The sequence below is a fragment of the Thalassolituus hydrocarboniclasticus genome, from assembly GCF_025345565.1.
GTDB lineage: Bacteria > Pseudomonadota > Gammaproteobacteria > Pseudomonadales > Oceanobacteraceae > Venatoribacter > Venatoribacter hydrocarboniclasticus.
The window spans coordinates 2542086-2564556 of the sequence record NZ_CP054475.1 but is presented as its reverse complement, the minus strand read 5'-3'; the positions used below and the strand labels follow the sequence as shown (position 1 = coordinate 2564556).

Below are 22471 nucleotides of genomic sequence, written 5' to 3'. Positions count from 1 at the left end.
CAACGGGCGGCTTATGCTGATGTCTTTAAAAATAAAACATAGAACGACAGGGAATAAACGATGAAAATTAATGTTACTTTTGATCTTACGCCGGAAGAATTTCGTCGCGTTATGGGATTGCCGGATGTACAGGAGTTCCAGAAAGAACTGTTTGCCAGCATGCTGGAAAAAATGAAATCCGGGGAAGACGGCTACGATGCCATGAGCCTGTATCAGCCGATGTTTAACGAAGGCATGAATGCGATGGGACAGTTTCAGAAAATGATGATGAGCATGATGTCGGGTGCATCTTCTTCTGATAAAGAGAACAGTTAGAATTTAAAGTGAATGCTCTAGGGCAATTGGCGCCAGCCTTTGGCCTCATTGTTAAGCACTTTAAAAAAGAGATCATAAAAAAGGCTGATATTAATCAAAAAAAACCTCTTTGATTGGGGGGCTGTCATTTAAGTGTAAGATAAAATGCCATAGGATAGATTTACCCCAACTGCTATTAGACTTTTGAAGGAGCAAGACTATGCAAGAGAATATTCTTAATGCATTCGCAGAGCAGGCTAAAACCATGTACGCACCCATGGCGAAATTTAACAGTCTGTTTGTCGACAACATGGAAAAAATGACGGAATTCCAACTGAACGCGATTAAATCGTATGCAGATCTGGGTCTGGAGCAGATGAAAAAAGCGGCAGAAGTTAAGGATGCAGAAAGCATGCGTTCTTTTACCGCTAACCAGGCGGAAACTGCTTCTGCACTGAACAAAAAAGTGATGGAAGATGCCAAGGCATTTTCTGACATGGCGATGGAATTCAAAACCCAGATTGAATCCATCATGGAAGAAGCCCGCTCAACCGCAGCGGCGACTACCACCACTAAGCCAGCTGCCAAGCCTAAATCAGCTGCCTGATCACGTCTGATATCAGAGGCCACCTTCGGGTGGCCTTTTTTGCTCAACCGTTTCTGAATGCAGGTGATACATGAATATGCCAATGGAAAGCATAGAAACAGCCGTTAGTGATTTTTATGATATGGCCAGCCGCGCAGCGGAGCAGTACGGACGCCTGCTGGAAAAGGCGGTAAATCAGCCGACCAGCGCCGATGACCCGGCTGCCTCTGTATTGACCGATTTCAGCGAAGCCTTCCGTGAGCTGGGCGAACATATGCTGGAGAACCCGGGCAAGCTGATGAGTTACCAGATGGATCTGCTGAAAAAACAGCAGGAACTGTATCAGCACACGGCTTTGCGCTTTTTAGGGAAAGACGCTGATCCGGTCGTTACACCGGATAAAAGCGATAAGCGCTTCAAAGATGCACAGTGGAGCGAGAATCCGCTGTTCGACTACATCAAACAACTCTATCTGCTGCAGGGCAACGCCCTGATGCAGATGGTCAAAGATACCGACGGCCTGAGCGAGCATGCGCAGCAGAAAGTTGAGTATTTTGTGCGTCAGTACGTCAATGCCCTGGCACCGACCAATTTTGCCGCACTGAATCCTGAGGTCATCCGTAAAACACTGGAAAGTGGTGGTGCCAATCTCTATGCCGGTATGGAACAGCTGGGTAATGATCTGGAAGCCAGTGTCAAAGGGGCACTGAACGTTGCCATGACTGACACCAGTGCGTTTCAGGTTGGCCGCAATCTGGCGACTACGCCGGGCAAGGTGGTGTATCAGAATGATCTGATTCAGCTGATTCAGTACACGCCGACAACGGAAAAAACGTATAAACGTCCGCTGCTGGTGATCCCGCCATTTATTAACAAGTACTACATTCTCGATCTGCGTGAGAATAACTCGTATCTGAAATGGCTGGTCGATCAGGGGCACACCGTGTTCTGTATTTCCTGGATTAATCCGGGGCCGTCGCTGCGCGATAAAGGGTTCGACAACTATATGCTTGAAGGCCCGATTGCGGCACTGGAAGCGATCGAACAGGCAACGGGAGAAAAAGAAGTTAACGCCATCGGCTACTGTCTGGGCGGCACTTTGCTGGCCGCGACGCTGGCTTACCTGAAGAAAAAGAAACAGGAGCCGATCAAGTCTGCAACCTTCCTGGCAACCCTGACCGATTTTTCCCAACCGGGGGAGATTGGCGTCTTTATCAATGAGACGGCAATTTCGGCGCTGGAAAAACAGATGAATTTACTCGGGTATTACGACGGCCGGCAAATGGCTTTCAGTTTTAATACCCTGCGGGAAAATGATCTGTTCTGGTCGTTCTTTATTAACAACTATCTGAAAGGTGAGCGCCCGGCGGCTTTTGATCTGTTGTACTGGAATACCGACAGTACCAACCTGCCGGCGGCTATGCATTCTTTCTACCTGCGTAATATGTATCTGGAAAATAAACTGGTGCAGAAAAATGCGCTGGAACTGGATGGCGAGAAAATCGATCTGAGTGCGATCAGCATTCCGACCTATTTCCTTTCTACCGCTCAGGATCATATTGCTCTGTGGCAGGGAACCTATAAAGGCCCGCTGCTGATGGGTGGTAAAAACCGCTTTGTGCTGGGTGGCTCAGGCCATATCGCCGGGGTTGTTAATCCTCCTTCAGCCAATAAATATGGCTACTGGACGAACGAAGCTCTGCCTGCAGATCCGGAAGAGTGGTACCGCAATGCCGAGCAGCATGAAGGTTCGTGGTGGCTTGACTGGCAACAGTGGGCAACCGCTCAGGGCGGCTCTGAGCAGACCGACGCACGTCAGCCCGGAAGCGGTAAGCTCGGTATCATCGAAGATGCCCCGGGGCGTTATGTTAAACAACGCATCATTGATGTACTGAATAAGTAATCAGCCCTGATTACTGGCTCACAAAAACGGCGCTTCGGCGCCGTTTTTGTTTTTCCATAATTCCGCTATGATGGCCGCAGCATTCAGTTGTAAGGATTTTGCGTGTCACAATTCGATCAGGAATCCATCGTCTACGGCGTGATCCGCCATATACCGGCTACCGATGAGTTCAGTGCCCGTCTTCACCGTCGCGCCAACTGGAGTGCCATTCAATCATTGCCTTTAGGTGTTGATGATGACTGGTCACTGTTGTGCCGGGAAATGTTTTCCATGCCCGGTGATGATGTATTCAGCGGCACTTACCATACCCAGCTGATTCACTTTGCTGCCTCTTATAAAGCGGTGGAGTATGAGTGGGAGCAGTGGCTGCGTCAGTTCGAGGCTTTGCTGAAAAGCATGTACTGGGTGTCGGCCACCGTGCATCTGGAAACCGAGCTGTCCGGTAAGCACACTTTTAACTGGAACACCGACCAGGGCCATGTGCCTTCAGATGCCGATCTGCGCATGAGTTGTGAGTGGGAGCGGGAGGCAGGTTTTGCCATCTGATTCCGTACCGTCTGATGACCACGACTACACCAGTACTTCTTGCGAAGAAGCTCCTTACGGTGAGGATGCGCCGCAGGAAGGTGTTCTGGCGATTCCTTACCAACAGCTGAGTGCCGAAGCACTGGACGGTATTCTGGAAGACTTCGTCTGCCGTGAAGGCACAGATTACGGCGATTACGACGTCAGCCTGGAAGATAAAAAGGCCCAGGTTAAAGCTCAGTTAGCCGACGGCAGTGCCATACTTTTGTTTGACCCCATCCAGCAGACCTGCCACATTGAAATGACCCGCGTATTACGCAGTCATGGCTGGTCTGGTGGTGACTATGGACGATCTTAAGCAGCAACAACTGAAACGACGCCTGCGCACAGCCATTGGCGATATCGATGAGATGAAAGCACAGCTGGCAGAAGTCCGCCGCTGCTGTGCTGAGCTGGCCGCTGCTATGCGCCAGATCCGCGAAGAGGCCGAGCAGGCCAGGCTGGAAGCTGAGCGGCGCAAGCGCATCAAACGCGTTGTCTGATCTTTCCGGCTCAGCCCTGAGCCAGTTCCGGCGGCAATTTGCGCCGCACCATATCCCGCAGTAAAAACCGTCCCGGCCATAAGGCTTCGGCCACATCCAGTGCCACGGGCAGCGGAGCACCCATCATCTGTTGAGTCAGCAGCTCGGCACAGAGCGGAGCTGACGCCAGTCCGCGTGAACCATGACCAATATTCAGCCATAAACCCGGATACTGCGGTGCTGCTTTGGCTGGAATACGCTTGGCATTACGCACCAGCCCGCTGAAGCACTGCACAAACCCGCGGCTCTCTGGCACGGCTCCGACCATCGGCAGGTAATCCGGAGTGGTACAGCGGAAACCAACCCGTCCGCCGAGTACCAGTTTCATACCCTGTTGTTTATTCAGCTCCTGCCATTGCGGGCCGAAATCCGGCAGGTGATCAAGGTTGGTCTGATGGTCGCTGTCACGCAGCTGAGTGTCATCATCCCGCAGGTTATAGGTTGCCCCCAGACACAGCCGGCCATTACGCGCCGGCGCCATATAGCTGCGGCCGCAGAGTACGGTATTCAGTGCCGGAGTCTGCGCTGGGTTTAAATAACTGAGCTGGCCGCGAATACGTTTCAGCGGCAGATACGCCTCAGGCAGCAGGTTTGTGGCCGCATTGGCGCAGGCCAGTACCAGCTGGCGGCTTTGCAGGATGGTGCCGTCGCTGCACTGAATCTGCCAGCCCTGTGGGATTTGTTGCAGCGCGCTGACCTGACGTTGTGTGAAGCGGATATTCGTGTGTTGCAGCAGAATCCGGCATAAATCTGCCGGGCTGACCCAGCCTGCCTGTGGGAAAAACAGACCGCCGCTCTGTTGCGGATTACCTGCAATGTTTCCCGCCTGTGCCTGATCCAGCGACTGCACCAGAGTCTCGGGCAGGCTGCGGGTCTGGCTGAATTTCAGCTGGCGCTGGGCTTCTTTATTATCGTAAGCCAGCTGCAGCACGCCACATTGTGACCAGTAGGGGTTATCCGCATCGCCAGCGCCTAAATAGCGGCGCATATAGGGCAGGGCATACTGAAAGGCGGCCAGATAAAAATCGGTATGAATGGCGTTGTCGCCGGCCGCGAGTTTTACATAGAGCCCGCCCTGAGGGTTGCCGGAGGCCTGCTGGGCAATGCCTGCGGCATCAATCACCTCTACCTTCAGGCCACGCTCGGCCAGTGCTCTGGCGGTGGTGGCTCCGGCGAGTCCGGCGCCGATAACAACAACCTCGGCGTCATCGGGCCATCTGTTTTCCTGCAGTAACCAGGGTTTGTGCAGAAAGCAGGGCGCCAGCTCTGGTCCCTGACGGCGGTTAAAGCTGCCGGCCAGCATCTCGCGTTTACGGCCATAACCGGGCACCCGTTTAACATGAAAACCTGCGCCCAGCAGGCCACGGCGGACAATGCCTGCCGAGGTGAAGGTGGCGACCGTGGCGGGCTGTTCGCCCTGATATTGGCCCGGCTGGCGCTGGCTTAAGCGGCGCATACCGCTGAATAATTCTTCCGACCACATCTGTGGATTTTTTGAGGGTGCAAAGCCATCCAGATACCAGGCATGCACCGGGCCGCTTAATTGCGGCAGAGCCTCTTTGACATCGGCAAAGATCAGCGTCAGGGATATACGTTCTTCTGGCCAGACCAGACGATGGAAACCGGCAACCGGCAGTGGGTATTGGCTAAACAGCTGAGCGCTCAGCTCGCTGAGTTGTGGCCACAATGCCAGTGCCTGTTGCAGCTGGCTGAGTGTCAGCGGGAATTTTTCAATGCTGGTGAAATGCAGCCAGCTGCTATCGTGTCTGTTGCTCTGGCGCCAGCTTTCCCAGGTCATCAGGAAATTCAGCCCGGTGCCGAATCCGGTTTCAACAATGCTGAAGTCGCCCTGCCAGTCAGACCAGCGCTGTGGCAGACCATTGTGCTGCAGAAAAACATAGCGGCTTTCTTCCAGACCGTTATCCACAGAAAAATACGGATCATTAAATTCACGGGAAACCGGCAGGCCGTCGTCATTCCATAACAGGTCAGGAGCAGAGGGTGCCTGATTACTGTTTGCCGGAATATTATCTGCCGGCGGATGGCTGGCCGGGTGGTCGGAAGGACTGGAAGACACAGATATTCTCAGAGTAGTGGGTATAAACGCCGCTATTTTAGCGTCAGTACGCTGCAGACAAAAAGCACGGCACTCACGTATGATCCGCCCATGATAACCGAAATTTTCGCCATTATGGCGCCTGTACTGGCCTGTGCCGCCATCGGCTTTTTCTGGGCGCGCCAGGGCTATGCGTTTGATCCGGAATTTATTTCCCGGCTGGTGCTGAATGTGGCCGCGCCCTGCCTGATGTTGTCGGTACTGGGCTCTGTTGAAATCGACATTGTGGCTTTTCAGCGTACCGCGCTGGCCTGTGTGCTGGTGGCTGCTTTTATGGCGCTTCTGGGGGCTTTGGTCCCTCGTCTTCTGGGCGATGATGTACGCGCTTATCTGCCATCTTTTGTCTTTCCTAATGTCGGTAATATGGGATTGCCGGTATGCCTGCTGGCATTCGGGCAGGAGGGACTGGCACTGGCGCTGGCATTTTTTATGGTGCTGTCTGTTGCGCATTTTCCGGCCGGGATTTTGCTGGCCGGCGGACGTCAGGCCGGTGGTCTTGCCGGGCTGGCTAAAATGCCAATTTTATATGCCATTGTGATTGCATTGCTGTTGTTATGGGCGGATTGGACGTTACCGGCTGCGGTGCAGAATTCGGTGCGTTTAATCGGTGGTATGACGATTCCGTTAATGCTGATTACCCTGGGTGTTTCGTTGCAGCGTCTGCAGGTCCGGCAGTGGCGGCAGGCTCTGCTTTACAGCCTGTTGCGGATATTCGGTGGTTTTGTTGTGGGCTTACTGGTGGTGAGCTTGCTGGATCTTTCCGGAACGGAAAAAGGCGTCGTGCTGTTGCAGGCGTCGATGCCGGTTGCGGTGTTTAATTATTTGTTTGCGGAGCGCTATCAGCGGGCTCCGGAAGCGGTGGCCGGAATGGTGGTTATGTCGACTCTGATCTCATTTATTACCATTCCGGCTCTGCTCTGGTGGCTGCTTTAATCAGGCCTTACTGAGCTTCTGCCGCTTCCGCTGTATTGTCGTCGCTGATCACGCTGACGGATTCAATCAGGATGGTCTCGCGCGGAATATCGCGGGCACCGGTTGGGCTGGTGGCAATACTGTCAACCACATCCATGCCTTTCACGACCTTACCGAAAACGGCATAACCGAAATCCCGCGCACCGTGATCAAGGAAGCTGTTGTCTTTCACATTAATAAAAAACTGGCTGGTGGCGCTGTCGATAACGCTGGTACGCGCCATGGCAATGCTGCCGCGGGTATTTTTCAGGCCATTTTCTGCTTCATTTTTAATCGGTGGCAGTGTGGCTTTCTGGCGCATATCGGCACCGAAACCACCGCCCTGGATCATAAAGTCACGGATCACGCGGTGAAAAACCGTGCCGTCGTAGTGCTTGCTTTCAACGTAGGTTAAAAAATTGTCGACACTGATCGGCGCTTTGCTGCGGTCCAGCTCCAGTTCGATATCACCGGCGCTGGTTTTCATCAGTACATGAACACTGTCAGCGGCTTCTGCTGCGTGCAGGCTTAGCGGTGCGAGTAAGACAGACAAGCTCAGGGCGGCGCTTTGCAGGGTTGTTTTTATCAGACGTTGCATTAATCATCTCCGCAGGAAAAAGTCTCCGGTTTAGTGCCGGAATTCGTTAAATGGTTCATATGGGGTCAGGCTTTTGGCTAAAGCTAAAGTAAGAATCGTATTTTGTGAAGGCTGTAAATGGGCTTTGCGTTCTGGCTGGTATGCGCAGGAGCTGTTTTCGACCTTTCACGGCAAGCTTGCAGCCATCGAACTGGTGGTTGGCGAATCCGGGCAGTTTCAGGTCTGGGCCAATGATCAGTGTCTGTGGGATCGTAAAGAGCAGGGCGGTTTTCCGGAAATTGCCGAGCTGAAGCGCCTGTTGCGCGACTGCATTGCCCCGGATGCATCGCTCGGGCATTGCGATCTGGAGGCCGGAGCGGAATAGCGTCCGGCACGTCGGTCGGCACACGCACAAAAAAAGGGAGCACAAAGCTCCCTTTTTTATTATTGAGGCAGAGCCTCAGGACCAGCCGCTGCTGCGTTTGCCTCGCAGAGACGGCAAAATCAGACCCGCCAGAATACCGATAATCACCAGCGCGCCACCGTACAGAATAAAGGTCTGCTGACGGTTATCCTGCAGCTGGGCATTTTCAGCCGTCAGCGCTTCTACCTGAATTTCCAGTTCCTGATTACGCATGGTCAGCTTTTTCGATTTTTCATCCAGCGCCAGAGCGTTGGCAGAAATACTTTTGATGCGTTCCAGTTCTTTTTCCAGGTCGGTGTTTTCACGTCCCAGACCTGAACGTTCACTTTTCAGTTTTTCTACTTCGCTCTGAAATTCAGCGCGCTGGGTTTTGGTGGTTTCCAGTTCCGCTTTTACTTTTTCCAGTTCGCGGTTGGCCAGAATTAATTTTTCTTTGGCAATGGGTTCCATTTCCAGAAAACGGGTCAGTACGTAACCTTCCACACCTTTATCGGTCTGCACTTTGGTGTAACCGGTTTCGGCATCTTCTTCGATAAAAATCAGATGCTCACCACTTGGTAAGGCTTTCAGAATGCGGAATTCCTGGCTGGGGCCGGAACGCAGTTGCAGCCACAGGGTGTCGGTAACGTAGCGTTTTTCAACAGCAGCGGCCGTAGCCGCGGTGGCCAGCAGGGAGAGGGCAATCAGAAATTTTTTCACAGCAAATACCTTTTATTTTTTCCGTTCAGGGAAGGACTTTACGGAACGGCTTAACCGTTACCTGCTGGTAAACACCAGCACTGACATAAGGATCGGCATCGGCCCAGGCCTGAGCATCAGCCAGAGAAGCAAACTCCGCCACAACAAGGCTGCCGGTGAAACCTGCACTGCCAGGATCTTCACTGTCGATGGCCGGGTGCGGACCAGCAATCAACAGGCGACCTGCGGCGGTTAAATCCTGCAGGCGCTGCAGGTGAGCAGGGCGGACTGACAGGCGTTTTTCCAGACTGTCAGGTACGTCCTGACTGATAATGGCGTACCACATGCTTACTGTTCCTCATTATTCATGTAGCGGTATAAAAACAGCGACTGACCGATAATAAACAGGACGGTCAGAGCCGGCAAACCGAAGAGTGTGACGTCGACCCTGATATCTTCGACACATTGAGCGCGAGAAGGTTAGTCAGCCCGGGTGCCCATTTATAAACCAGTAAAAAGCACAATGGGCAGGTCGCCGGGGAGTAACTTCATTCGCTTAGTGGCTTCAGTGTCATTACAATGGGGCGATTATGGCGTAACCGGGAGTGAGCGTCCACGTGAACTCAGAAATCGATCTTCATTGCCACAGCACAGCATCCGACGGCAAATTACCGGCGGCTGAACTGGTTGCGCGGGCGGCGGAGCGCGGCGTAAAAACCCTGGCGATCACCGATCACGATACCGCCGAAGGCTATCGTCAGGGGCAGGCCGCAGCGCAGGAACTGGGCGTGCGGCTGATTCCCGGTATTGAGCTGTCCTGTATCTGGGGCGGTGTCACGATTCATATTGTTGGCCTTAATTTTGATCCTGAGTCGGCGGCTATGCGTGCCGCTGAGCAGTCTCAGACCGAAGCGCGCAGCAGTCGTTCCCAGCTGATTGCCGAACGGGTCGGCAAACGTCTTAAACACGATATTAATCTGCAGGAAGTGCAGGCCTATGCCGGTGGAGAATCAGTGGGGCGTCCGCATTTTGCCCAGTATCTGATCGATAAAGGGCTGGTGCCGTCAATGGCCGTTGCCTTTAATAAATACCTCGGTGCCGGTAAACCCGGTGATGTCAAAGCCAGCTGGCCGGAAATGGCCACCGTGGTGCAGTGGATTATTGAGGCCGGTGGTATCCCGGTAATGGCCCACGCGCATCTTTATAATATGACCCGCACCAAGCTGCGTGCCTGTCTGGCCGACTTTGTCGAGGCCGGTGGTCGTGGTCTGGAAGTGGCGTATGGTCAGATGGATAACAACCAGCGCGGTCAGATGGCGGTGTTGGCGCGTGAATTTGAGCTGCTGGGTTCCTGCGGCAGCGATTTCCATGGTCCGAACCGCTTCGGACTTGATCTGGGCGTGATGCCGGCCTTTCCGGCGGATATTACCCCTGTATGGCAGAGCTGGGCCTGATCGGGCACAGCATAATTCCCTGACATAGCGAATGCCGTTGTGCGTGGGTTAAGGAGCTTTAGTGAGCCAATTTTTCCAGATTCACCCTGATAATCCTCAGGCGCGGCTGATCAAGCAGGCCGCAGAAATTATCCGTAATGGCGGCCTGGCTGTGATTCCGACCGATTGTGCCTATGCGCTGGCCTGTCGTATCGGCGATAAAAAAACCACCGACCGGGTACAGCGTTTACGGCAATTGCCGCCGAAGCATAATTTCACCCTGCTGTGCCGCGACCTGTCCGAGTTGTCTCTGTTTGCCAAAGTGGATAACACCAAATACCGCATGCTCAAAGCACACACGCCCGGTGCTTTCACTTTTATCCTGGAAGCCACGCGCGAAGTACCGCGCCTTCTGATGCATCCGAAAAAGCGCACCATCGGCATCCGTGTACCCAATAACCCGATTGCCATGGCGCTGCTGGAAGAGATGAACGAGCCGCTGATGACCACCTCGCTGATCATGCCTGGTGATGAGCTGCCGTTGTCTGACCCTTACGATATCCGCCAGTCGCTGGAGCATGAGCTGGAGCTGGTAATTGACGGCGGTCACTGTGGCTTCGAGGCCACCACCGTGATTGATATGACCGATGAAATACCGGTCGTGCTGCGTCAGGGCGTCGGCGACGCCAGCGATTTTCTCTGAGAGCTGGGCGTTAGACTGGTGGGATGCTGAAACTGGTGCTTAAGGAGACTGAAACGCGCCGCTAAAACCGGTATGATGGCGCGTTTTCAGATTCAGAATTTCACCAAGCAGGGCAGTATGAGCAAGCAGCGTGTATTAACCGGTATTACAACCACAGGCACCCCGCATCTGGGTAACTATGTTGGCGCTATCCGTCCGGCCATTGCCGCCAGCCAGGATCAGGCTAACGATACGTTTTATTTCCTCGCCGATTACCATGCCCTGATCAAGTGTCAGGACCCGGCGGCGGTGCATCAGTCGACCATGGAAATTGCCGCCACCTGGCTGGCACTGGGTCTGGATACCGATAATTCTGTGTTCTACCGCCAGTCGGATATCCGTGAAATTCCGGAACTGAGCTGGATTCTGAACTGTGTCTGCGCCAAAGGCCTGATGAACCGCGCCCATGCCTACAAAGCTGCGGTGGATGCTAATCTGGCCGAAAACGAAGACGCCGACAAAGCCATCACCATGGGTCTGTTCAGCTACCCGGTATTAATGGCCGCCGATATTCTGATGTTTAACGCCAACAAAGTACCGGTCGGTAAAGATCAGATTCAGCACGTTGAAATGGCGCGCGATATCGCCGGCCGTTTTAACCATATCTACTGCAAAAAAGAGCCGTTACTGAGCCTGCCGGATTATCAGGTTGATGATCAGGTGTCGGTACTGCAGGGGCTGGATGGCCGTAAAATGAGTAAGAGCTACGGCAACACCATTCCGCTGTTTTTAACCGAGAAGCAGCTGCAGAAGCACATCAACAAAATCAAAACCAACCTGCTGGAACCGGGTGAGCCAAAAGATCCGGATTCCTCGACCGTATTCCAGATCTGGCAGGCATTTGCCACAGCAGAGCAGAGCGCTGAAATGCGTCAGGCATTTGCTGATGGTATTGGTTGGGGCGATGCCAAGAAGCAGTTGTTTGCCCTGATTAACGCTGAAATCGGCGAAGCGCGTGAACGCTACAACGATCTGCTGGCCCGCCCGGCCGATATCGAAGCCGAGCTGCAGAAAGGTGCTGCCAAGGCCCGTGCCATCAGCCAGCCGCTGCTGGAGCAGGTACGTGAAGCCGTTGGCATCTTTAAGCTGGCCTGATATCTGTGAACGACAGCACTGAGAGGCATTCCCTGTGAGCAGCGTCGATCCGCAGAGGCGGGTGGTATCGGGCATGCGCCCGACCGGTCAGTTACATCTTGGTCATTATCATGGTGTGCTGAAAAACTGGGTAAAACTGCAGCATGAGTTTGAGTGCTTCTTTTTTATTGCTGACTGGCATGCGCTGAGCACCGATTACGAAACCGCGACCGGTGTGCGCCGCTCAAGCCGCAATCTGCTGATTGATTGGCTCGCCGCCGGAGTAAATCCCGGCTCGACGACCCTGTTTGTGCAGAGTCAGGTGCCGGAGCTGGCGGAGTTGCATCTGCTGTTGTCGATGATTACACCAACGTCCTGGCTGGAACGGGTGCCCGGCTATAAAGACCAGCAGGAAAAGCTGCAGGATAAAAACCTCAGCACCTATGGTTTTCTCGGTTACCCGCTGCTGCAGAGTGCCGATATTCTGGCTTACCGCGCCGGTCTGGTGCCGGTTGGTGGTGATCAGGAAGTGCATATTGAAATCGCCCGCGACATCGCCCGCCGTTTTAATCATCTTTATGGTCGTGAACCCGGCTTTGAAGCCAACGCACTGGCCGCGGTAAAAAAACTGGGTAAAAAAACCTCTGCGCTGTATCAGCAGATGCGCACTGCTTATATCAGTCATGGCGATGTTGAGGCCCTGCAAACCGCGCAGGCGCTGGTGAAAGAGCAAAGCAATCTGACACTGGCCGATAAAGAGCGACTGCTGGGGTATCTGGAAGGAACCGGGAAAAATATTCTGACTGAACCGCGGGCGCTGCTGACCAGTGAAGCGCGTATGCCGGGCCTTGATGGTCAGAAAATGTCCAAGTCGTACAGCAATATGATTCCGCTGCGGGCCGAGCCTGATGACGTGGTAAAAAAGGTGCGCAGCATGCAGACCGACCCGGCGCGTATTCGCCTGAGTGATGCCGGTGATCCGGAAAAATGCCCGGTCTGGCATTTTCATAAAATCTATTCCGATGAGGCAACCTGCGAGCGGGTGCAGACCAACTGCCGCAGCGCGGCCTGGGGTTGCCTTGAATGTAAGCAACCGGTGACCGATGCCATCATTGCGGAACAGGCGCCGATCCGTGAGCGTGCGCAGCAGTTTGAAGAAAACCCGGAACTGCTGACGCGCATTCTGACCGAAGGCAGTGAGCGTGCGCGGGATGCCGTGCGCAGTACTATGGCTGATGTGCGTGAAGCAATGGGGCTGGGTTACCGATGAGCACACAGGACGTTACTGATCATTCCTCAGAGCCGGCCGCAGACGCGACGGCCGCGCCGGTACCCGATCTGGCGAAAGCCAGCATGCGGGTAAAGACCGGCCAGCAGGAAATGCCGTTTGCACTGGTGCAGGGGCAGCCGATGACCCAGCTGCCACTGGATCTGTATATTCCGCCGGATGCGCTGGAAGTGATCCTTGAGCAGTTCGAAGGGCCGCTGGATTTACTGCTGTATCTGATCCGCAAGCAGAACCTCGATATTCTCGAAGTGAATGTCTCTGAGATTGTTGACCAGTACATCGAATACATCGACATGATGCAGGCCATGCAGCTGGAGCTGGCCGGGGAATATCTGGTGATGGCGGCGATGCTGGCGGAAATTAAAAGCCGTGTGCTGTTGCCGCGTAACCGCGAAGACGGCAGTGACGAAGAAGAAGACGATCCGCGGGCGGAATTGCTGCGCCGTTTGCAGGAATATGAACGCTTTAAAACAGCCGCCGAAAACCTCGACGAATTACCACGGCTGGAGCGCGATATCTTCCTGCCGGAAGTAGATGCACCCGACCGCATTCAGGAGCGGGTGCATCCGGAAGTAGAAATGCGTGAGCTGATGCTGGCCTTTGCCGCAGTATTACGCCGCGCTGAGCGTTTTGAGCATCACGAAATTCAGCGTGAGCAATTGTCGACCCGAGAGCGTATGAGTGATGTTCTCGGGCGACTGCAGGCAGGGCACTTTATGTCGTTCCGCGCCTTGTTTGATCCCAGCGAAGGCAAGCTGGGCGTGGTGGTGACCTTTCTGGCCATTCTGGAGCTGGTTAAAGAGTCACTGATTGATATCGTCCAGCAGGACACCTTTGGTCCGATTCATTTGCGCGTACGCGAGCAGCGTGCTGCCGGCGGACCGGCGTATGAAGAATTTGGCCGCGGGGATGAGGCATGACACAGCCAGCGTTAAAAAACATTCTTGAAGCAGCACTGATGGCGGCAGGCGGCCCGCTGTCGCTCGAACGGATGCAGAGTCTGTTCGATGAAGATCAGATTCCGCTGCCGTCAGCCCTGAAAGCTGCCCTGACGGAATTGCAGCAGGACCTGCTCGGGCGCGGTATTGAACTGGTCGAAGTCGCCTCCGGCTACCGCCTGCAGGTTCGCACCGAAGTGGCGCCCTGGGTGGCACGCCTGTGGGATGAACGGCCACAGCGTTATTCGCGCGCATTGCTGGAAACCCTGGCGTTGATTGCCTATCGCCAGCCCATTACCCGCGGCGATATCGAAGATGTGCGCGGCGTGGTGGTCAGTTCCAGTATTATGAAAACCCTGCTCGAGCGTGAGTGGGTGCGGGTTGTGGGCTATCGTGATGTGCCGGGGCGGCCGTCGATGTACGCCACCACGCGCGAGTTTCTTGATTACTTTGGTTTAAAAAGTCTCGAAGACCTGCCGAGTCTGGGTGAAATCCGCGAACTGGATGACGCCAACCGCAAGCTGGAACTGGGCGATGATGCCGAAGCACGTAAAGAACCGGCGAAAGATTTTGAATTCCGCAGCGATGAAGAAGTGGCCCAGCGTGGTGCCGATGTACTGGCTGCCACCGAAGAAGATCTGGCAAAAGCGGCTGATATTGTCGCGCGGGTAGAAAGTAATCTGTTCGCACGGGATGACGACGACGGCGACGAAGCGGATAATGACGGCGAACCGAAAAAACGCAGCATTGGCGATCTGCTGCAGCGGCTGGAACAGAAAGCCGTTGAAGAAGAGCAGGCGGCAGAATCAGCTGAGGTTGAGACTGACAGCAAAGAGCCTGATTCAGAAGAATCTGAGCAGGCTGAAGAAGAGAGCGTGAACGAAGACGCTGACGTTCACGAAGCAACAGAACACACACAAACTGATGGCGAAGAGTACGGCGATGACGCTGACGATATTGCCGTTCAACGGACTCAGGATGTTCCGAGTTTATTTAACCAAACCCCTGACACGGTGCGGCCGGATGCCCCTGACACAGCTGCAGATGAAGAAGACCGATAAATTATGAATGAACGTATCCAAAAATTGCTGGCGCTGGCTGGTGTGGCTTCCCGTCGTGAAGTCGAACGCTGGATCGGTGAAGGCCGTGTCAGTGTTAACGGCGTAACCGCCAAACTCGGCGACCGTGCCAGCCGCTACGACGATGTGCGCGTCGATGGCCGCCAGATCAAACTGGAAGACGCCGGCCGCTCACGCCGCGTACTGGCCTATAACAAGCCAGTGGGTGAAGTCTGCACGCTGAAAGATCCGGAAGGCCGGCCAACGGTGTTTGATCACCTGCCGAAAACCAAAGGCGAGCGCTGGGTAAATATCGGCCGTCTGGACATCAATACCAGTGGTCTGCTGCTGTTCACCACCGATGGTGAGCTGGCCAACAAGCTGATGCATCCGTCCTCCGGTGTTGACCGTGAATATGCGGTGCGTGTGCGCGGTGACGTCGATGAAGCCATGATCGAACGCCTCAAAGAAGGGGTGATGCTGGACGATGGCATCGCGCGTTTTACCGACGTGAAATTCTTTGATGGTGAAGGCCAGAACAAATGGTTCCACGTTGTGCTGATGGAAGGTAAAAACCGCGAAGTCCGCCGTCTGTGGGAGAGCCAGGGCATCGCCGTGAGCCGCCTTAAACGCGTACGTTATGGCTGTATCTTTATGCCGTCTAACGTACCTGTCGGTACCTGGGTGGAGCTGGGGCAGCGCGAAGTAAACGATCTGGCGGATCTGGTTGGCATCGAACGTAAGCAGACCAAACGCATGGTTGGCCGTGAGAAAGAGCAGTTCCAGCGGGTGGCCAAACGTCAGAAAATCCGTCAGCAGGCGACTGCGCGTAAAACCTCTGCGCCGAAACCGCGCCAGAAGAAAAAGATCGACTGAACCTCTGTATTCGCTGTATTGCTCAGCCATAAAAAAGCCGCTCATTGAGCGGCTTTTTTATGTTTTATCAATTCACAACACACTCTTTGACGCCGGTGTGCCCAGTTCATCGTCGGTATCGCAGATCACCCGGTTGCGGCCATTGCGTTTCGCCTGATACAGCGCTTTATCGGCGCGTTGAACCAGAGATTCCATACTGTCTTCCATCATCAGGGTGGCGCAGCCGATGCTGGTGGTGACCTGTAAACGGCCTTTGTCATTACTGAAATCCAGAGCACTGATGCTCATGCGGATACGTTCGGCAATGCGCAATGCACCGGCGTGCTCGGCATTGCTGAGCATGATCAGAAATTCTTCGCCGCCATAGCGGAAGCACATATCAGTCTGGCGGATACAACCGGTAATGCAGGTAACGGCTTCCTTCAGTACTTTGTCGCCCATGCTGTGACCGAATTCGTCGTTCACCAGTTTGAAGTGATCAAGATCCAGCATCAGAATCGACAGTTGCTGTCCGTGGCGCTTGGTCAGCTCGATTTCCCGTTGCAGGGTTTTATCCAGTGCAACACGGTTACCGGCGCCGGTCAGCGGGTCGCGGAAGGCGGCGGCCAGAGCTTCGTGGTAACGCAGCGCGTTGCGCATCGGATAAACCAGCGTCGTCAGCAGGCCTTCGAGATTGGCCAGTTCGTGCTCACGGAAGCGGGTCGAGCGGTGAAAGACCAGATCACCCATATAGTCCTGCTGCGTCTGCAGGCGATAGCTGGCACTGTGCACGCTGTTGCGGCCATAGCTCAGCAACAGGTTCTGGGCGTTATGACTGAAGCTGATGCCGTCGACCAGTACCGCTTGCTGGATTTCCTCAAAGAAAATTTCCAGCAGTTGCGACAGCTCTAATGTTGTCTGCAGTTTGCCTGACAGCTTCAGCAGCACTTCCGGGCGTATATCGGGCTTCGGTGCCAGATCTCCGATACTGGAAACGATCTTGTCGTCCTGGAGTTCTGCCCGGCCGTTGCTGTGTAACGGACTGACCATGAGTTACCTCATACAGGTAAATGATTCCTGATCAGTAGAAGCGATTTCTGTGCCAGTATTTATATTGGATATTTTTCCTTAAAAAACAAAGTGTTAGATACTAACTCTGTGTCTTGGTGGCAGGATGTTGGCAATTTGACAAAAGGCCATACTGATTTTTTGCCAATAAAATGACTGCTTGGTCAGAGAATAATGACAAAAATCGGGCAAAACTTTGCGGGACGGATCGGTTATCTGCAGTAATTGGTAATAAAGTGATCAGGTCTAGGGGGAAGGTAGTAAGTTTACCGGGTCAGCGGCAGAGGTATGCCGCTGATCATTGCCGCTTACTCTTGCCGCCGATCCTTGCCGGTGACTACAGTCACCGATCAGGATTAAACAAGCTGGTCGATAACCTTTTCCAGGCGCGTAACGGCACCGTCGATATCGTGCAGCTTATCGAGCCCGAATAAACCGATGCGGAAGGAGCGGTAATCGTCACCTTCATCACACATCAGCGGCACACCGGCGGCCGCCTGCAAGCCCAGTGCGGCAAACTTTTTACCGTTCTGCAGTTCGGCGTCGCTGGTGTAATTAACCACCACGCCCGGTGCTTTAAAGCCTTCGGCGGCGACACTGTGAATGCCTTTACTTTCCAGCATCTGGCGTACGCGTTTGCCCAGGGCCAGCTGCTCGTCCCGGACTTTATCAAAACCGTAGGCTTTGGTTTCCAGCATGGTGTCGCGGAATCTGGCCAGAGCATCGGTTGGCATGGTGGCGTGATAAGCGTGGCCGCCGTTTTCGTAGGCCTGCATGATCATATGCCATTGCTTCAGATTGGCGGCAAAGCTGGTACTGGTGGTGGTGGCCATTACATCCAGCGCAGCCTGATTCATCATGATTAATGCCGCACAGGGGGAAGAGCTCCAGCCTTTCTGCGGGGCGCTGATTAAGATATCGACGCCCACGGCTTTCATATCGACCCACAGGGTGCCGGAAGCAACGCAGTCGAGTACCAGTAAACCGCCGACCGAATGCACGGCGTCGGCGACCGCTTTCAGGTAATCGTCCGGCAGAATCATGCCGGAAGCGGTTTCAACGTGGGGCGCGAACACGACGTCCGGTTTTTCTTTTTGAATAGTGGCGACAACTTCGTCGATGGGCGCTGGCGCAAAGGGGGCCGGAATCTGAGCGCTGTCTGCGCTGCGGCGTGCTTTTAATACCGTGCTGGAGGCCGGAATATTGCCCATGTCAAAAATCTGGGTCCAGCGGTAGCTGAACCAGCCATTGCGGATTACCAGTGTCTTTTTATCCTGAGCGAACTGGCGCGCCACGGCTTCCATGCCATAGGTACCACCACCGGGAACGATGGCGACGGCGTCGGCGTTATAAACCGACTTCAGGGTGGCGGAAATATCATTCATTACGCCCTGAAAACGCTTGGACATATGGTTCAGAGAGCGGTCGGTAAATACCACGGAATATTCGAGCAGGCCTTCGGGATCGGGGGTGGGAAGTAAGCCAGCCATACGGTGTGCCTCCTGCGCATCTGCGCTCTGATCAATCGGTAATATCTGACGGATTGGACAGGAAAAGCACGGTGGGGTAAAGAGCAGGTTGGGCAAAAGTCGGAGGGGGGAGCGGGAAAAACCGTACCCGCTGCAGCAACAGTAATACTAAACAGTGTTACTAAACTGTGACTACAGTGCTGCGCGGGAGGCGGGCTTTACGGATTATTTTTTCGGTTGTGCGTCCAGGCTCTGGCCGTGGGTGCCAATGGATTCCGGACTCATCAGATGCAGGTAGAGCGGCATGATGGTATCGGCTTCCGGTACTTTGCTCGGATGCTCGGCCGGGTAAGCAGCGGCGCGCATGCTGGTGCGGGTACCGCCGGGATTAATACAGTTAACGCGGATGTTGCTGGTGTTTTCCAGTTCCTGCGCCATAACCTGCATTAAGCCTTCGGTGGCAAACTTGGAGACCGAATAGGCTCCCCAGTAAGCACGGCCTTCGCGGCCAACGCTGCTGGTGGTGAAAATAACTGAAGCATCCGCCGGTGCCTTACGCAGCAGAGGCAGCAGGTGCTTCATCAGCGCGAACTGGCCGTTAACGTTAATCTGCATCACCTTCTGCCAGGTATTCCAGTCGTAGTTTTCCAGGCTGGTGCGCTGGCCGAGGACGCCGGCATTGAGCAGTACACCATCGAGATGGCCGAAGTTTTCGTCAATCAGTTCGGCCAGCTGGCGGAAAGGATCTTCATCATGCTGTTCCAGATCGAAGGGCAGCACGGCGGCCTGTGGCAGGTTTTCAGCCTCGATCAGGTCGTAGGTATCGTTCAGCGCTTCCTGGGTGCGGCCCAGCAGTAAAACGGTGGCTCCGGCCCGGGCATAGGTGAGGGCGGCCGTCCGGCCGATGCCGTAGCCGGCGCCGGTTACCAGAATAGTGCGGCCTGTCAGTGAGTTCGGGGCGGTTTCCATCGGTCTACCTTTTTTCTGTATATAGGGTTGTTGTTAATGGCGCGCGGCCGTATCCGGTTCCGGGCTTTATCCGTGGCTGGCCTGCAATAAGCTCAGCAGATCCAGCGGCTGATGAATCAGCCGGTCGGCCTGCCAGTTGTCAGGATGATCACCGGCTTCGATATAACCGAAGGTGGCGGCAATACTGAGCATGCCGGCGGCGCGGGCGGCGTCGATATCGCGGATATGGTCGCCGACATACCAGCAATCAGTGGCCTGCAAACCAAGATCGGCGGCGGCTTTTAATAATGGCTCGGGGTGGGGTTTGGATTTTGTGACATCATCCGGGCACACCACCACATCACCTGTAATGGCGAGTTTCGCCAGCAGGGCTTCGGTATACAGCCGTGGCTTATTGGTCACAATTCCCCAGCGGATATCCTGCTGTTCGAGGGTGGTAATCACCTCCGCGAAGCCTGGAAAATAACCACTTAACAGGCCGATGTTCTGCAGATAACGGTCGAGAATCTGCTGCCGCTGGTCGAGAAATTCCTGCGCTGCGCTGGCCAGATCACGCCCGGCATGGTCCGGGTGATCAAAGGTCAGACGGGTCAGTGCGGCGCCACCGTTGGATACCTGCTCGCGGATGGTTTCATCGGCCAGCAGCGGTTTACCCAGCTCTTTGCGCAGGCCGTTCACCACGTCATAAAAATCCGGCGCGGTATCGACCAGCGTGCCATCCAGATCAAACAGGATGGCCTTGGGGCGGCTCAGGCTCATACCGCGCTGTCCGGTTTACGCGTTGCCATCAGGTAATTCACGCTGACGTCGTTGTCTTTCAGTTTGTAGATTTTGGTCAGCGGGTTATAGACCATGCCGGTCATATGCTGCACTTCCAGACCCACGTTACGGCACCAGCGGGTCAGTTCGCTGGGTTTGATGAATTTGTGGTAATCGTGGGTGCCGGCCGGCAGCAGGCGCATCAGATATTCAGCGCCAAGAATGGCAAAGGCATAGGCTTTCGGATTGCGGTTAATGGTGGAGAAAAACACCTGACCGCCCGGTTTTACCAGCTGATAGCAGGCGCGGATAATGGATTCCGGGTCCGGTACGTGTTCCAGCATTTCCAGGCAGGTGACTACGTCAAAGCTTTCCGGTTGCTGTGCCGCCAGCTCTTCCACCGGAATGCACTGATAACTGACCTTTACGCCGGATTCCAGCGCGTGCAGTTTGGCGGTGTTGAGGTTGGCTTCGCCCATATCAATACCGGTCACCACGGCGCCGCGGCTGGCCATGCCTTCGCTCAGAATGCCGCCGCCACAGCCAACGTCGAGCACGGTTTTGCCGGCCAGTGGCGCATAGCGGTCGATGTAATTGGTGCGCAGCGGGTTGATGTCGTGCAGCGGTTTGAATTCGCTTTCCAGATCCCACCAGCGCGAGGCGAGGGCTTCGAATTTGGCGATTTCGGCGCGATCAACGTTCTGTGTCTGTTCCATGCTCGGCTCCTGCAAAAAGTAATTCGTTGGTTCAGGACTGGCGGATACGGTCAGCCCACTGACGGGCGTTGTGCTGTATCTGTTGTTCGTCCAGGGTGGTCAGCTCGCCCTTATTCAGCAGCAGTTTACCGGCGACCCAGACATGGCTGGTGGCGCGGCTGCTGTCGGTGTAAACCAGCTGGGAAATCGGATCGTACAGTGGCTGCTGCCCCAGCTGTGACAGATCCACCGCCTGCAGATCGGCCCATTTACCGGGGGTCAGCGAGCCGGTCTGGTCGTCCAGTCCCAGTGCTTTGGCGCCGCCCATCGTCGCCATATACAGCGCCTGTGCGGCAGGGACGGCGGCAGCGTCGCCGGCGACGGCTTTGGCCAGCATGGCCGCGGTTTTCATTTCGCCCTGAATATTCAGATCGTTATTGCTGGCGGCACCGTCGGTACCGAGGGCGACATTAATCTGACTGTTCAGTAATTGTGCCGACGGGCAGAAGCCGGAGGCCAGTTTCAGGTTGGATTCCGGGCAATGCACCACCGAAGCGCCGCTATGTTGCAGGACGCTGATGTCTTCAGCGCTGATCTGGGTCATGTGCACGCAGCTTACACGCTCGGTCATAAAGCCCAGTTCGGCCAGACGCTGAGTCGGCCGGCAACCAAACTGCTCCATGCTCTGCGCCACTTCAAAGGCGGTTTCCTGCAGATGGATCTGGATCGGCATCTCCAGCTGATCGGCCAGCGTGGTGATTTCCTGCAGCGGGCCGTTGGAGACGGTGTAGGGCGCGTGCGGACCAAGGCCCAGAGTCAGCAATGGCTGATGTTTATAGCTGTCGCGCACGGCGAGGGCTTTCTTGATGTACTCGTCGGCGTTCTGGGCAAAGTTGGTGGGGAAATCCAGCACCGGGGTAAAGCTGACGTTGCGGATACCGGCTTCGAGGGCGCTTTCCACCCCCGAGCCCGGATAAAAATACATATCGGCATAGGTCGTGGTGCCGCACTTCAGCATCTCGGCGATGGCAAGTCGGGTACCGTCACGCACGAAGGCGTCATCCACCCAGCGTCCTTCGGCCGGCCAGATATGTTCCTGCAGCCAGGTCATTAAGGCCAGGTCATCGGCCATACCGCGAAACAATGACATCGCCGCGTGGCCGTGAGCGTTCACATACCCGGGAAGTAACACGTGGTCAGGCAGGTCGAGGGTTTCGGTGGCCTCGTGGCTAACAGCTGCCTGATCCTGCACGGCGAGAATCCGGCCATCTTTGATAAACACCGCCTGATGATGCAGCAGGCTGGCAGCGTTGCTGGTCTGGCCGCCGCTCTGCTGACTGTTCATCGGAATCACCCAGCGGGCATTAATTCTCAGGTCGGCCTGCATGGCTCGGTTCTCTCCGGTGCGTATAAAGGCTGGCATTATAAACGTGCCGACCTCTCCCGTCTCGTCTTCAGGGGATTGCCGGACTCGCTGGGGACCCTCTG

Annotated in this window: 25 protein-coding genes; 15 read left to right on the top strand and 10 right to left on the bottom strand. The window is 54.9% G+C overall.

Annotated elements, in window-relative coordinates; all coding sequences use genetic code 11:
* Positions 1-60 precede the first annotated feature (60 nt).
* From HUF19_RS11440 to HUF19_RS11415, 6 genes are all read left to right on the top strand, one after another.
* Entirely contained in the window at positions 61-315 is a 255-nt protein-coding gene (locus HUF19_RS11440; RefSeq protein WP_260996750.1) for a DUF6489 family protein, read from the top strand.
* A 199-nt stretch (positions 316-514) separates the two neighbouring features.
* Positions 515-901 carry a phasin family protein gene (locus tag HUF19_RS11435; protein WP_260996749.1) on the top strand — a complete coding sequence of 129 codons (387 nt, stop codon included), beginning with the start codon at positions 515-517 and terminating at the stop codon, positions 899-901.
* 70 nt (positions 902-971) lie between these two features.
* On the top strand, positions 972-2783 hold the full coding sequence (phaC, locus tag HUF19_RS11430; protein ID WP_260996748.1) for a class I poly(R)-hydroxyalkanoic acid synthase: 1812 nt from the start codon (positions 972-974) through the stop codon (positions 2781-2783).
* 102 nt (positions 2784-2885) lie between these two features.
* The gene (locus HUF19_RS11425; RefSeq protein WP_260996747.1) at positions 2886-3329 is read left to right on the top strand and encodes a hypothetical protein; all 444 of its coding nucleotides are present in this window, start codon (positions 2886-2888) and stop codon (positions 3327-3329) included.
* The gene (locus tag HUF19_RS11420; RefSeq protein ID WP_260996746.1) at positions 3319-3666 is read left to right on the top strand and encodes a YheU family protein; all 348 of its coding nucleotides are present in this window, start codon (positions 3319-3321) and stop codon (positions 3664-3666) included. The genes HUF19_RS11425 and HUF19_RS11420 overlap by 11 nt, the downstream gene beginning before the upstream one ends.
* A complete protein-coding gene (locus HUF19_RS11415; RefSeq protein WP_260996745.1) occupies positions 3653-3850 on the top strand; it encodes a hypothetical protein in 198 nt (65 codons plus the stop codon). Before HUF19_RS11420 ends, HUF19_RS11415 begins: the two co-directional genes overlap by 14 nt.
* A gap of 10 nt (positions 3851-3860) precedes the next feature.
* On the opposite strand, the gene mnmC is transcribed toward HUF19_RS11415, so the two are convergent.
* Entirely contained in the window at positions 3861-5966 is a 2106-nt protein-coding gene (mnmC, locus tag HUF19_RS11410) for a bifunctional tRNA (5-methylaminomethyl-2-thiouridine)(34)-methyltransferase MnmC2/FAD-dependent 5-carboxymethylaminomethyl-2-thiouridine(34) oxidoreductase MnmC1 (protein ID WP_260996744.1), read from the bottom strand.
* A 90-nt stretch (positions 5967-6056) separates the two neighbouring features.
* Between mnmC and HUF19_RS11405 the strand changes: the two genes are divergently transcribed.
* The gene (locus tag HUF19_RS11405; RefSeq protein ID WP_260996743.1) at positions 6057-6938 is read left to right on the top strand and encodes an AEC family transporter; all 882 of its coding nucleotides are present in this window, start codon (positions 6057-6059) and stop codon (positions 6936-6938) included.
* Between the two features lie 7 nt (positions 6939-6945).
* On the opposite strand, the gene HUF19_RS11400 is transcribed toward HUF19_RS11405, so the two are convergent.
* Positions 6946-7554 (bottom strand): peptidylprolyl isomerase, encoded by a 609-nt coding sequence (locus HUF19_RS11400; protein ID WP_270049420.1) that lies wholly within the window; start codon positions 7552-7554, stop codon positions 6946-6948.
* Positions 7555-7678: 124 nt separating this feature from the next.
* Here HUF19_RS11400 and HUF19_RS11395 point away from each other — a divergent pair, with 124 nt between their 5' ends.
* Positions 7679-7918 (top strand): Rdx family protein, encoded by a 240-nt coding sequence (locus HUF19_RS11395; protein ID WP_366516508.1) that lies wholly within the window; start codon positions 7679-7681, stop codon positions 7916-7918.
* A 75-nt stretch (positions 7919-7993) separates the two neighbouring features.
* Here the strand turns inward: HUF19_RS11395 and HUF19_RS11390 are convergent, their stop codons facing one another.
* Together HUF19_RS11390 and HUF19_RS11385 are read right to left on the bottom strand one after the other, a co-directional pair.
* Positions 7994-8656, bottom strand: coding sequence for a TIGR04211 family SH3 domain-containing protein (locus HUF19_RS11390; protein ID WP_260996741.1), 663 nt, complete (start codon positions 8654-8656; stop codon positions 7994-7996).
* Positions 8657-8681: 25 nt separating this feature from the next.
* Positions 8682-8981, bottom strand: a complete 300-nt coding sequence (locus HUF19_RS11385) for a YciI family protein (protein WP_145470192.1) — start codon at positions 8979-8981, stop codon at positions 8682-8684.
* A 271-nt stretch (positions 8982-9252) separates the two neighbouring features.
* Here HUF19_RS11385 and HUF19_RS11380 point away from each other — a divergent pair, with 271 nt between their 5' ends.
* From HUF19_RS11380 to rluB, 7 genes are all read left to right on the top strand, one after another.
* Positions 9253-10089 (top strand): PHP domain-containing protein, encoded by an 837-nt coding sequence (locus HUF19_RS11380; protein ID WP_260996740.1) that lies wholly within the window; start codon positions 9253-9255, stop codon positions 10087-10089.
* A 61-nt stretch (positions 10090-10150) separates the two neighbouring features.
* On the top strand, positions 10151-10771 hold the full coding sequence (locus HUF19_RS11375) for an L-threonylcarbamoyladenylate synthase (RefSeq protein ID WP_145470195.1): 621 nt from the start codon (positions 10151-10153) through the stop codon (positions 10769-10771).
* A 117-nt stretch (positions 10772-10888) separates the two neighbouring features.
* A complete protein-coding gene (gene trpS, locus HUF19_RS11370) occupies positions 10889-11905 on the top strand; it encodes a tryptophan--tRNA ligase (RefSeq protein WP_260999497.1) in 1017 nt (338 codons plus the stop codon).
* A gap of 73 nt (positions 11906-11978) precedes the next feature.
* On the top strand, positions 11979-13154 hold the full coding sequence (locus HUF19_RS11365; protein ID WP_260999496.1) for a tryptophan--tRNA ligase: 1176 nt from the start codon (positions 11979-11981) through the stop codon (positions 13152-13154).
* An 83-nt stretch (positions 13155-13237) separates the two neighbouring features.
* On the top strand, positions 13238-14092 hold the full coding sequence (locus HUF19_RS11360) for a segregation and condensation protein A (RefSeq protein WP_260999495.1): 855 nt from the start codon (positions 13238-13240) through the stop codon (positions 14090-14092).
* Positions 14089-15171, top strand: coding sequence for an SMC-Scp complex subunit ScpB (gene scpB / locus HUF19_RS18435; protein WP_366516507.1), 1083 nt, complete (start codon positions 14089-14091; stop codon positions 15169-15171). The genes HUF19_RS11360 and scpB overlap by 4 nt, the downstream gene beginning before the upstream one ends.
* Positions 15172-15174: 3 nt before the next feature.
* The gene (gene rluB / locus HUF19_RS11350) at positions 15175-16044 is read left to right on the top strand and encodes a 23S rRNA pseudouridine(2605) synthase RluB (RefSeq protein WP_186436001.1); all 870 of its coding nucleotides are present in this window, start codon (positions 15175-15177) and stop codon (positions 16042-16044) included.
* Between the two features lie 72 nt (positions 16045-16116).
* On the opposite strand, the gene HUF19_RS11345 is transcribed toward rluB, so the two are convergent.
* From HUF19_RS11345 to HUF19_RS11320, 6 genes are all read right to left on the bottom strand, one after another.
* Entirely contained in the window at positions 16117-17073 is a 957-nt protein-coding gene (locus HUF19_RS11345; RefSeq protein ID WP_260996739.1) for a GGDEF domain-containing protein, read from the bottom strand.
* Between the two features lie 374 nt (positions 17074-17447).
* Complete coding sequence (locus tag HUF19_RS11340; RefSeq protein WP_260996738.1) at positions 17448-18581, bottom strand: aminotransferase class V-fold PLP-dependent enzyme; 1134 nt, start codon at positions 18579-18581, stop codon at positions 17448-17450.
* Between the two features lie 204 nt (positions 18582-18785).
* Positions 18786-19529 (bottom strand): YciK family oxidoreductase, encoded by a 744-nt coding sequence (locus HUF19_RS11335; protein ID WP_260996737.1) that lies wholly within the window; start codon positions 19527-19529, stop codon positions 18786-18788.
* Positions 19530-19595: 66 nt separating this feature from the next.
* A complete protein-coding gene (locus tag HUF19_RS11330; RefSeq protein ID WP_260996736.1) occupies positions 19596-20288 on the bottom strand; it encodes an HAD-IA family hydrolase in 693 nt (230 codons plus the stop codon).
* On the bottom strand, positions 20285-21004 hold the full coding sequence (gene ubiG / locus HUF19_RS11325) for a bifunctional 2-polyprenyl-6-hydroxyphenol methylase/3-demethylubiquinol 3-O-methyltransferase UbiG (protein ID WP_145470215.1): 720 nt from the start codon (positions 21002-21004) through the stop codon (positions 20285-20287). Before ubiG ends, HUF19_RS11330 begins: the two co-directional genes overlap by 4 nt.
* A gap of 31 nt (positions 21005-21035) precedes the next feature.
* Positions 21036-22370 carry a TRZ/ATZ family hydrolase gene (locus tag HUF19_RS11320; protein ID WP_260996735.1) on the bottom strand — a complete coding sequence of 445 codons (1335 nt, stop codon included), beginning with the start codon at positions 22368-22370 and terminating at the stop codon, positions 21036-21038.
* Between the last annotated feature and the right edge of the window lie 101 nt (positions 22371-22471).